The 9,235-nt window shown below is 72.8% G+C and carries 11 protein-coding genes and 4 pseudogenes; 11 read left to right on the top strand and 4 right to left on the bottom strand.

All coding sequences use genetic code 11. From position 1 onward, the window contains the following. Together AC2W7G_RS04575 and leuE are read left to right on the top strand one after the other, a co-directional pair. Positions 1-184, top strand: a pseudogene (locus tag AC2W7G_RS04575) (Fic family protein); the annotation flags it as partial. A gap of 175 nt (positions 185-359) precedes the next feature. After that, positions 360-1,019 carry a leucine efflux protein LeuE gene (leuE, locus tag AC2W7G_RS04580; RefSeq protein WP_485867398.1) on the top strand — a complete coding sequence of 220 codons (660 nt, stop codon included), beginning with the start codon at positions 360-362 and terminating at the stop codon, positions 1,017-1,019. 143 nt (positions 1,020-1,162) lie between these two features. Here the strand turns inward: leuE and AC2W7G_RS04585 are convergent. Then, positions 1,163-1,741, bottom strand: a pseudogene (locus AC2W7G_RS04585) (LppM family (lipo)protein); the annotation flags it as partial. Positions 1,742-1,845: 104 nt separating this feature from the next. Here AC2W7G_RS04585 and AC2W7G_RS04590 point away from each other — a divergent pair. After that, a complete protein-coding gene (locus AC2W7G_RS04590; protein WP_485867399.1) occupies positions 1,846-2,208 on the top strand; it encodes an ArsC/Spx/MgsR family protein in 363 nt (120 codons plus the stop codon). 60 nt (positions 2,209-2,268) lie between these two features. Here the strand turns inward: AC2W7G_RS04590 and hppD are convergent, their stop codons facing one another. After that, the gene (gene hppD / locus AC2W7G_RS04595; protein WP_485867400.1) at positions 2,269-3,474 is read right to left on the bottom strand and encodes a 4-hydroxyphenylpyruvate dioxygenase; all 1,206 of its coding nucleotides are present in this window, start codon (positions 3,472-3,474) and stop codon (positions 2,269-2,271) included. 142 nt (positions 3,475-3,616) lie between these two features. Between hppD and AC2W7G_RS04600 the strand changes: the two are divergent. From AC2W7G_RS04600 to AC2W7G_RS04615, 4 genes and pseudogenes are all read left to right on the top strand, one after another. Further along, a pseudogene (locus AC2W7G_RS04600) lies at positions 3,617-3,703 on the top strand (hypothetical protein); the annotation flags it as partial. A gap of 61 nt (positions 3,704-3,764) precedes the next feature. Further along, the gene (locus AC2W7G_RS04605) at positions 3,765-4,115 is read left to right on the top strand and encodes an Lrp/AsnC family transcriptional regulator (RefSeq protein ID WP_485867401.1); all 351 of its coding nucleotides are present in this window, start codon (positions 3,765-3,767) and stop codon (positions 4,113-4,115) included. Positions 4,116-4,179: 64 nt separating this feature from the next. Further along, the gene (locus AC2W7G_RS04610) at positions 4,180-4,662 is read left to right on the top strand and encodes an SRPBCC family protein (RefSeq protein ID WP_485867402.1); all 483 of its coding nucleotides are present in this window, start codon (positions 4,180-4,182) and stop codon (positions 4,660-4,662) included. 36 nt (positions 4,663-4,698) lie between these two features. Then, entirely contained in the window at positions 4,699-5,247 is a 549-nt protein-coding gene (locus AC2W7G_RS04615; RefSeq protein ID WP_485867403.1) for a type 1 glutamine amidotransferase domain-containing protein, read from the top strand. Between the two features lie 108 nt (positions 5,248-5,355). Here the strand turns inward: AC2W7G_RS04615 and AC2W7G_RS04620 are convergent, their stop codons facing one another. Then, positions 5,356-6,084 carry an SDR family NAD(P)-dependent oxidoreductase gene (locus AC2W7G_RS04620; RefSeq protein WP_485867404.1) on the bottom strand — a complete coding sequence of 243 codons (729 nt, stop codon included), beginning with the start codon at positions 6,082-6,084 and terminating at the stop codon, positions 5,356-5,358. An 83-nt stretch (positions 6,085-6,167) separates the two neighbouring features. Between AC2W7G_RS04620 and AC2W7G_RS04625 the strand changes: the two genes are divergently transcribed. The 4 genes and pseudogenes from AC2W7G_RS04625 (at position 6,168) to AC2W7G_RS04640 (ending at position 8,974) form a co-directional block, all read left to right on the top strand. Beyond that, positions 6,168-6,491: a PadR family transcriptional regulator gene (locus tag AC2W7G_RS04625; protein WP_485867405.1), complete on the top strand. Its 324-nt coding sequence runs from the start codon at positions 6,168-6,170 to the stop codon at positions 6,489-6,491. Between the two features lie 5 nt (positions 6,492-6,496). After that, positions 6,497-7,723, top strand: coding sequence for a permease prefix domain 1-containing protein (locus AC2W7G_RS04630; RefSeq protein WP_485867406.1), 1,227 nt, complete (start codon positions 6,497-6,499; stop codon positions 7,721-7,723). A gap of 248 nt (positions 7,724-7,971) precedes the next feature. After that, positions 7,972-8,307, top strand: a pseudogene (locus tag AC2W7G_RS04635) (lipase family protein); the annotation flags it as partial. 34 nt (positions 8,308-8,341) lie between these two features. Then, positions 8,342-8,974 (top strand): lipase family protein, encoded by a 633-nt coding sequence (locus AC2W7G_RS04640; protein WP_485867408.1) that lies wholly within the window; start codon positions 8,342-8,344, stop codon positions 8,972-8,974. A 58-nt stretch (positions 8,975-9,032) separates the two neighbouring features. On the opposite strand, the gene AC2W7G_RS04645 is transcribed toward AC2W7G_RS04640, so the two are convergent. Continuing rightward, a partial coding sequence (locus AC2W7G_RS04645; protein WP_485867407.1) for an iron chelate uptake ABC transporter family permease subunit occupies positions 9,033-9,235 on the bottom strand: 203 nt, incomplete at its 5' end.

Here is a 9,235-nt window from a genome sequence, read left to right on the forward strand (position 1 = left end):
GGACGTGGCGCTCGGCACCGCCCAGCAGGCGCTGCGCCGGCTGCACGAGGCCGGCGTCGTCGCGCCGACCTCGCGGCGTCCGCGCGACCAGGTGTGGGCGGCCACCGACGTCCTGGACGAGCTGAGCGACCTGAACCTGCGCATCGAGACGGTCAGCCGCAGCAAGGACGCCCCCGCGGTCTGAGCTGTCGAAGGATCCTTCCCGCCTCGCGGGCGGTGAGTCATCCACCACCCGGGTGCCTCCGCTGGTGGATGTCGCACCGCCCTGCGGGGCCGATGGTGGATTACTCACCGCCCCACTCCGAACCTCACCGATCGGGTCTGGCCCGGCCCACCACCGCGGTGACACACTTCCGCTCGTGCCTGGCATCACCGACCTGTCGACCTTCGTGGTCGGCGCGATCCTCATCGTCCTGCTGCCCGGACCGAACTCGCTCTACGTCATCTCGGTCGCGGCGCGCCGCGGCGTGCGCGCGGGCTACGCGGCGGCGTGCGGCGTGTTCGTCGGGGACGCGGTGCTCATGACGCTGTCGGCCATCGGCGCGGCCGGCGCGCTCACCAGCAGCCCGCTGCTGTTCGCGATCGTCAAGTACGCCGGCGCGGCCTACCTCGCGTGGCTGGCCCTGGGCATGCTGCGGTCGGTGCCGGGCATGCTGCGCCGCTCATCGGAGCAGACCCGCCAGGACGTCATCGCCGAGGCCCCGATGGAGGCGCCGCAGGAGCGTCCGTTCCGCAAGGCGCTCGTCGTCAGCCTGCTCAACCCGAAGGCGATCCTGTTCTTCGTCGCCTTCTTCGTGCAGTTCGTCGACCCCGACTGCGCCTACCCGGCGCTGGCGTTCCTCGAGCTCGGCCTCATCGTGCAGGCGGCGAGCTTCGTCTACCTGTCGGCGCTCATCTTCGGCGGCGTCCGGCTCGCGCAGGTCTTCCGCGACCGCAAGGCACTGGCCGCCGGCGGGACGTCGGTCGTCGGCGCCGCGTTCATCGGCTTCGCGGTGAAGCTGTCGCTCGCCTCGGCCTGACGGCCCGCGGCGACGTCAGCGCGCGGACGGCGCCAGACGAAGGCGCAGCCGGCGGCGACCACGAGGACGATCGCCAGGCCGGCGCCGGTCCAGAGCCGCTCGGTGTCGGACGCGCCGGTGGGCACGACGGACGTGACCGAGACGCCGTTCGCGACGTCCTCGTAGCTCGTCCACGACACCGTGCGGTTCTCGACCGTGCCGTCGGTCTCGACGATGTCGCCGGGGAAGGTCAGCGCGAGGCGGAAGTCCAGCTGCTCGCCGACCTGCTGGGCGTACGCGGCCTCCTGCTCGTCGGCGCCCACCTCGAAGCGGTAGACGTCGCCGTCGCGCTCGAAGACGTAGCGCTCGGCGGTGCTCGTGCCGTCGGCGTTCTCCGAGCCGACGACGAGCTGCACGAACTCGCGCATCGACAGGTCGTCGAAGGTCATCTCGAGGCCGACGGTGTCGTCGTCGACGAACTCCTCGACGTCCACGTCGACCTCGTCGCTGTCCTCGAGCGCGTCGAACGCCTGCAGGTTGAACACCTGGCCCAGGACGGCCGCCGGGTCGTCCTCGTCGACCTGGATGCCGGCCTCGTCGAGCTGGTCGCGCTCGATCGCCGCGGTGATCGTGCCCTGGACGGTCTGGTCGCGGCCGACGCGGGCGTCCACGTCGAGCCGGAAGCAGCCGGACATCAGGAACGAGACGGCGAGGAGCAGGGCGACGGGCGCGACTCGGCGCATCGTGGGCCTTTCGGGACGGGGACCGACACCGCGAGCGGGCGTCGCAGAACGCCCCGACTCTACCGGTCGGCCGCGAGGCGCCCGCGCTCTGCTAGACCTGGGACGTGGAGATCTGGATGAACCCCGCCTGCGCCAAGTGCCGCACCGCCAAGGCCGCGCTCGACGAGGCCGGCGTCGCGTACACCGAGCGCCGCTACCTGGACGACCCGCCGACCGCCGCCGAGCTGCGCGACGTGCTCGGACGCCTGAGGCTCGAGCCGTGGGACGTCACGCGCATGAACGAGGCCGTCGCCAAGGAGCTCGAGCTGAAGGCGCTGCCCCGCGACGCCGAGCACCGAGACGAGTGGGTCGAGCACCTGGTGGCGAACCCGAGGCTGATCCAGCGGCCGATCATCACCGCCGACGACGGCACGACCGTCGTCGCCCGCGACCCCGAGACCCTGGCCCGGGTCGTCCCCGGCGCCTGAGCCGCGGCTCCTGCCGACCGGCTCGAGGAGCGGCTCGCTCCCCGAGCCCGTCGAGGGACGTCACAGGTTGCCGCGGCGCTCCTGCTCGCGCTCGATCGCCTCGAACAGGGCCTTGAAGTTGCCCTTGCCGAAGCCCAGCGAGCCGTGCCGCTCGATGAGCTCGAAGAACACCGTCGGCCGGTCGCCGAGCGGCTTGGTGAAGATCTGCAGCAGGTAGCCGTCCTCGTCGCGGTCGACCAGGATGCCGCGCTTCTGCAGCTCCTCGATCGGCACGCGCACCTCGCCGATCCGGGCGCGCAGCTCGGGGTCCTCGTAGTACGAGTCCGGGGTCGTGAGGAAGACGACGCCCTCGGCCCGCAGCGCGTCCACGGCGGCCAGGATGTCGTTCGTCGCCAGCGCGAGGTGCTGGGCGCCGGGACCGTCGTAGAACTCCAGGAACTCGTCGATCTGCGACTTCTTCTTGGCGATCGCCGGCTCGTTGAGCGGGAACTTGACCCGGTGGTTGCCGTTGGCCACGACCTTGCTCATGAGCGCGGAGTAGTCGGTGGCGATGTCGTCGCCGATGAACTCGGCCATGTTCGTGAAGCCCATGACCCGGCGGTAGAAGTCGACCCACTCCTCCATGCGGCCGAGCTCGACGTTGCCGACGACGTGGTCGAGCGCCTGGAAGATGCGCCGCGGCGCCCCCTCGCGCTTGCGGAAGGTGGACGTCCGCGCGACGTAGCCGGGCAGGTACGGGCCGCTGTAGCGGCTGCGGTCGACGAGCGTGTGCCGGGTGTCGCCGTACGCGGCGATGGCGGCGACGCGGACAGTGCCGTGCTCGTCGCTGACGTCGTGCGGCTCCTCGACCACGGTCGCCCCGACCGAGCGCGCGTGCGCGACGCAGCGGTCGACGTCCGGCACCTCGAGCGCGATGTCGCTGACGCCGTCACCGTGGCGGGCGTGGTGGGCGATGACGCCGCTGGCCGGGTCGACGCCGCCCTTGACCACGAAGCGCACCACGCCGCTGGTCAGCACGTAGGCGACGTGGTCGCGGTTGCCTGTCTCGGGGCCGGAGTACGCGACCAGGTCCATCCCGAACGCGGACTGGAAGAAGTGGGCGCTCTGCGTCGCGTTGCCGACGGACCAGACGACCGCGTCCCAGCCGGTCACCGGGAACGGGTCGGCGGCGTCGTCGTGCTCGACGAGGCCCACGAGCTGCTGGAGGGTCGCGAGGTCGAGCTCGGCGAGCCGCTCGGCGTCGGTCAGGGTGTCCTGCAGGGTCATGGCACGGTCCTTCCGGTCGGGTGGTCCGATGCAAGGACGTCCGGAGGTCGAGTGGCAACCTGCCCACCGCGACCTGGTCAGATCCACCGGATCGGCGCCACGACCTGCGGTCTGACCTGGCAACCTGCCTAGCCTGACGCCCATGAGCCACCACCTCGACGCGCTGGACCTGGCACTGCTGCACGCCCTGGAGGAGCACCCGCGCGCCGGCGACCTGGAGCTCTCGCGCAGCACCGGCGTCGCCCGGGCGACCGTCCAGTCACGGCTGCGCCGGCTCGCCGACGACGGGGGTGCTGCGCGACTGGTCCCCGACGGTCGAGCCGGCCGCCGCCGGCTTCGGCGTGCAGGCGTTCGTCACGCTCGAGATCGCCCAGGGCGCCCTCGAGCAGGTCGCCGCCGAGCTGGCCGAGGTGCCGCAGGTGCTCGAGGCGCACGCCACCACCGGCACGGCGGACGTGCTGTGCAAGCTCGCGGCCCGCTCCAACGACGAGCTCCAGGACGTCCTGCTGCGCCTGGCCCGCACCGGCGCGGTCGTCCGCTCGACCAGCGTCATGGTGCTCTCGACCCTCATCGCCCCGCGGGTCCTGCCGCTGCTCGACACGTCCGACGCCCCGGCCCCTCGCTCGCCCGCGTACCGCTGAGGGTCTTGCGCCACGCCGCCCGCCAGGGGGACGCTGACCTCCACCGCCACGAACGGAGACCCCCATGGCCGTCGTCAGCGTCGAGCCCGACCTCGAGCAGCACACCCTCACCGCAGTGGTCCGCCTCGACGCGCCGGTCGAGCGCGTCTGGCAGCTGTGGTCCGACCCGCGACGGCTGGAGAGGTGGTGGGGACCGCCCGGCTACCCGGCCACCGTCCGCGACCACGACCTCACCCCCGGCAGCCGCGTCCGCTACTTCATGACCAGCCCCGAGGGCGAGAAGCTGCCCGGCTGGTGGCACGTCGACGAGGTCGAGGTGCCCGACCACCTGGCCTTCACCGACGGCTTCGCCGACGACTCGTTCGAGCCGGTCGAGGACATGCCGGTCGGACGCTCCGACGTCCGGCTCAGCGCCCGCGACGGCGGCACCGAGCTGCGCTGGGTCACGCGCTACGACACCCGCGAGGCGCTGGAGCAGGTCGTGGAGATGGGCGCCGTCGAGGGCACGCGGCAGGCGCTGGAGCAGATGGACTCGGTGCTGGGCTGAGTGCTTGAGCCGGCGCCGACGGGGTACGTCCCGGTCATGAAGATCGCGATCCTGACCTCGAACAGCGGCGTGGAGCACGCCGAGCTGGCCGACCCGCGCCAGACCGTCCTCGACCAGGGCTGGGAGCTCGACCTCCTGGCCTCGGAGACCGGCGAGGTGAAGACGGTCACCGGCGACACCGACCCGACCGACACGTTCCCCGTCGACAAGGCGGTCAAGGACGCGTCGGCCGGCGACTACGACGCGCTGATCCTGCCCGGCGGCACCATCAACGCCGACACCCTGCGCCTCGACGAGGACGCCATGGCGTTCGTCAAGGCATTCACCGAGGCCGGCAAGCCGGTCGCGGCCATCTGCCACGGCCCGTGGGCGCTCGTGCAGACCGACGTCCTGAAGGGCAAGACCCTCACCTCGTACCCGTCGCTGCGCGTGGACGTCCAGAACGCCGGCGGCACCTGGGTCGACGAGCAGGTGCAGGTCTGCCACGCCAACGGCTTCGACCTCGTCACCTCGCGCAACCCCGACGACCTCGAGGCGTTCGACGCCGCGATCGTCGAGGTCTTCGGCGCCGCCGCCACGGCCTGAGCACCACCTCCCCCGAACCGGCCGCTCCCCGGTCCCGTCTTCCCCCACGGGTCCGGGGAGCGGCTGCGTCCGGGGACCCGTCATGCGGCCGCGCGACGGCGGCCCCGGCTACAGCCCGCCGCCGACGCGCAGCACGGTGCCGGTGACGTAGGACGCCTCGTCCGAGAGCAGCCACTGCACCGCCGCCGCGACCTCGTCCGCCCGGCCGGCCGGCGCATCGGGGATGCGCTGCGCGACCCGCGCGGGACGGTCGGGCTCCCCGGCCCGGGCGTGGATGCCGGTCTCGATCGTGCCCGGCGACACCGCGTTGACCCGGATGCCGCGGGTGGCCACCTCCCGGCCGAGTCCGACGGTGAACGACTCCAGGCCTCCCTTCGAGGCCGCGTAGGCGACGTACTCGCCGGGCGAGCCGGTCACGGCGGCGATGGACGTGACGTTGACGATGGCCCGGCCCTCCCCGCCCTCGGTCGACCAGCGGCGCACCGCCTCGCGGCAGAGCCGGACCGGTGCGGCAAGGTTCACCGCGAGCACGCGGTCCAGCACCTCGTCGGTGAGGTCCTCGACCGGGCCGAGCGGGCCGGTGACGCCGGCGTTGTTGACCAGTCCCCTGACCGGCCCGAGCTCGTCCGCGGCCTCCAGGATCGCGAGCGCCGACGCGGGGTCGGCCACGTCGGCCTGCAGCAGGGCGACCGGCGGACCGTCGACCGGCAGCTCGAGCTCGCCGGGGTCCGGCGACCCGTGCACGGCCAGCACCGCGTGCCCGTCGGCGTGCAGCCGGCGCACCACCTCGGCGCCGATCCCTCGGGTCCCGCCCGTCACCACCACCACGTCGCTCATGCGCCGCAGTCTAGGGAGCCGCGACGGAGCGGCAGACGGTGCGTGCTGGACAATGGTGTGTGACACACATTATCGTGCCGTCCATGGATGACGACGTCCTCGCCGGACACCTGCAGGAGCTGCGCCGCGGCACCGTGGTGATGGCCGCCCTGGCCACGCTCACGCGTCCGACCTACGGCTACGCCCTGCTCGAGACGCTCGCGCGGGCCGGCTTCGTGGTCGAGGGCAACACCCTCTACCCGCTCCTGCGACGCCTGGAGAAGCAGGGGCTGCTGACGAGCGAGTGGAACACCGAGGAGTCGCGTCCCCGCAAGTTCTACGAGGTCAGCGACGAGGGACGCGCACTGCTGGACGCGCTGCTCGCCGAGTGGCGGACCCTGCACACGTCGATCGAGAGCCTGAGGTGAGAGCGATGACCCCGACCACCACGTCCCTGGCCGAGCGCTACGTCCACGCCGTCACGTCGCGGCTGCCCGAGGAGCAGCGCGCCGACGTCGCCGACGAGCTGCGCGCGAGCATCGCCGATCGGGTCGAGTCCCTGCTGGAGGAGCGTCCCGGCCTGGACCCTGCGCTCGCCGAGCACGAGGCGCTCGTCGAGCTGGGCGAGCCGACGGCCCTCGCCGCCGAGTACACCGGACGCCGCCTGCAGCTGCTGGGCCCGGAGGTCTACCCGGCGTGGGAGCGCACCCTGCGCGGGATCCTGCTCGTCGCCGTCCCGGTCTCCACGCTCGCGTTCGCGATCGTCCAGGTCGCCACCGGCGAGTCGCCGGGCGACGTCCTCGGCAGCGCCGTGTGGATGGCGCTCACCCTGGTCGTGCACATCGCCTTCTGGACGACCCTGGTGTTCGTGCTGGTCGAGCGGGGCGGTGGCGGCAGCGGCGTCCGCGAGAGCCTGGACGTCGACTGGAGCCCGGAGCAGCTGCCGGCCGCACGGCGTCGCCGAGGGTCGCTCACCGACCTGGTCGCCACGCTGACCTTCCTGGCCCTCTTCGCAGCCCTCCTGGTCTGGCAGCAGGTCCGCCCGCCGCTCTCGCTGGACGGCGACGACGTGCCGGTGCTCGACCCGGACCTGTGGAGCTTCTGGCTCCCGCTGGTCCTCGTGCTGCTGGTCGTCGAGGCCGGCTTCGAGGTGGTGAAGTACCTGACCGGCGGCTGGACCCGTGACCTGGCGATCGCCAACGTCGTCCTGGGCGCCTCTTCGCGGGCCCGGTTCGTGTACCTCGGCTGGACCGAGCAGCTGCTCGCCCCCCGCGCCGTGGACGCGATCCGAGCGGAGTGGGACGGGTTCTCCCCCGGCACGGCCCACGCCGTCGTGGTCGTCGTCGCGCTGGGCGTCTGGCTGTGGGACGCCGTCGAGGGCGTCGTCGGGGCGCGCCGCGGGGGCCGGCCCGACGCGCTGAGACGGCGGTGTCGGCGGTCACCGAAAGATGTGCCGCACAACCGCTTCAGCGGCGGGCCCCCGTGCCGATGGGACGTCCTGGCGCGACGCGCGCGGCCTGCCCGGCCGCGCCCACCGACGCTTCGCCCGTCGGACGGCCAACCCTTTCCACCCGGCCGTCCGACGGACGTCCCGTTCCCCGGGACGCCCCGGCGTGTGACCCCGGTCACCTGCGACAGTCCTCCTGTTACCTGTCGGTAGGAACTCGGGGGAAGAGGGACACCATGACCAGACGACCACTGCTGCGCTCCGGCGTCGTCGCCGTCGCCGCGGCGATGATCGCCACGCTCGCGCCGGCCGCCCAGGCCGCCGGCGACGACGACGTGCTGCCGTTCTACGAGGCGCCGGCCACGCTGCCATCGGGCGACGGCACCGTCATCCGCACCGAGCCGATCCGCTACCTGCTCGACCCGGCCGGCGTCAGCGACGTGGCCTACACGTCGAAGCGGATGCTCTACACGTCGCGCGACCGCACCGGCGAGCGTCACGCCGTCTCCGGCTCGGTCATCGTGCCGAAGGCCGCCTGGAAGGGGCCGGGCACGCGGCCGGTGATCGGCTACGCGGTCGGCACCCAGGGCGTGGGCGACACGTGCGCCCCGTCGCGCCTGTTCACCGAGGGCGTCGAGTACGAGGGCCTGTTCATGGCCGGGCTGCTCAAGCGCGGCTACGCCCTCGCGGTCACCGACTACGAGGGACTCGGCACCGCCGGCGCCCACACCTACATGGACCGGGTCTCGCAGGGGCAGGCCGTGCTGGACGCCGTCCGCGCTGCCCAGCGCCAGGACTGGACCGGCCTGAGCCGCCTCCAGCCCGGTCGGCATCTACGGCTCACGTCCCAGGGCGGCCGGCGCCGCGGCGTCGGCGGCCGAGCTCGCCGGCTCCTACGCCCCCGAGCTGCAGGTCAAGGGCACCGTCGCCGGCGCCGTGCCGGCCGACCTGAGCGTGCTGCCCGGCGTGCTCGACGGCACGCTGTACGCCGAGTTCCTGTGGTTCGCCGTGACCGGCCTGACCGACAGCTACGACATCGACCTGCAGCCGTACCTCAACGAGCGCGGCAAGCAGTTCCTGGCCGACGCCTCCGACGACTGCGTCTTCGACCTGTTCAACGCCTCGTTCAAGCGGTCGAAGGACTTCACCGTGGACGGCTCGAGCCTGGGCGACCTCATCGCCCGCGAGCCGTTCCGCACGATGATCGACGACCAGCGCATCGGCCGCATCCGGCCGAGCGCGCCGGTGCTGCTGACGCACAGCGTGCTCGACGACGTCATCCCCTACCGCACCGGACGCCAGCTGGCCGTCGACTGGTGCGACCGCGGGGCGAACGTGCGGCTGAGCACCAACGCGAGCCCGCTGCACGTGGGCGGGATCCTCAACAACGCGACGGAGGTCTACGGCTTCCTCGAGGCACGGCTGGCCGGCAAGCCGGCGCCGTCGTCCTGCTGGCGGCTGTAGCCCGCAGGACGTACGAGGGGCCCCGGCGAGCGGTTCGCCGGGGCCCTTCGTGCACCCATCAGATCTTCGAGCGCCAGAGCAGGTAGACGAAGTACGGCGCGCCCACGATCGCGACCATGAGGCCGGCCGGCATCTGCGCCGGGGCGATGACCGTGCGGCCGATGACGTCGGCCAGGGCGACGAGCGTGGCGCCCAGCAGCATCGCGACCGGGATGCTGCGCGCGTGCCGTCCGCCCGACCGAGGGCCCCGGGCCGCGTGCG

This window comes from Aeromicrobium sp. PFPM2_SD2 (assembly GCF_057364525.1).

Excerpts from the sequence above, each read along its gene's own strand:
- hppD (WP_485867400.1), bottom strand. The coding sequence starts at position 3,474 with ATGACCCTGCAGGACACCCTGACCGACGCCGAGCGGCTCGCCGAGCTC.
- AC2W7G_RS04610 (WP_485867402.1), top strand. The coding sequence starts at position 4,180 with ATGGCCGTCGTCAGCGTCGAGCCCGACCTCGAGCAGCACACCCTCACC.
- AC2W7G_RS04615 (WP_485867403.1), top strand. The coding sequence starts at position 4,699 with ATGAAGATCGCGATCCTGACCTCGAACAGCGGCGTGGAGCACGCCGAG.
- AC2W7G_RS04620 (WP_485867404.1), bottom strand. The coding sequence starts at position 6,084 with ATGAGCGACGTGGTGGTGGTGACGGGCGGGACCCGAGGGATCGGCGCC.
- AC2W7G_RS04625 (WP_485867405.1), top strand. The coding sequence starts at position 6,168 with ATGGATGACGACGTCCTCGCCGGACACCTGCAGGAGCTGCGCCGCGGC.
- AC2W7G_RS04630 (WP_485867406.1), top strand. The coding sequence starts at position 6,497 with ATGACCCCGACCACCACGTCCCTGGCCGAGCGCTACGTCCACGCCGTC.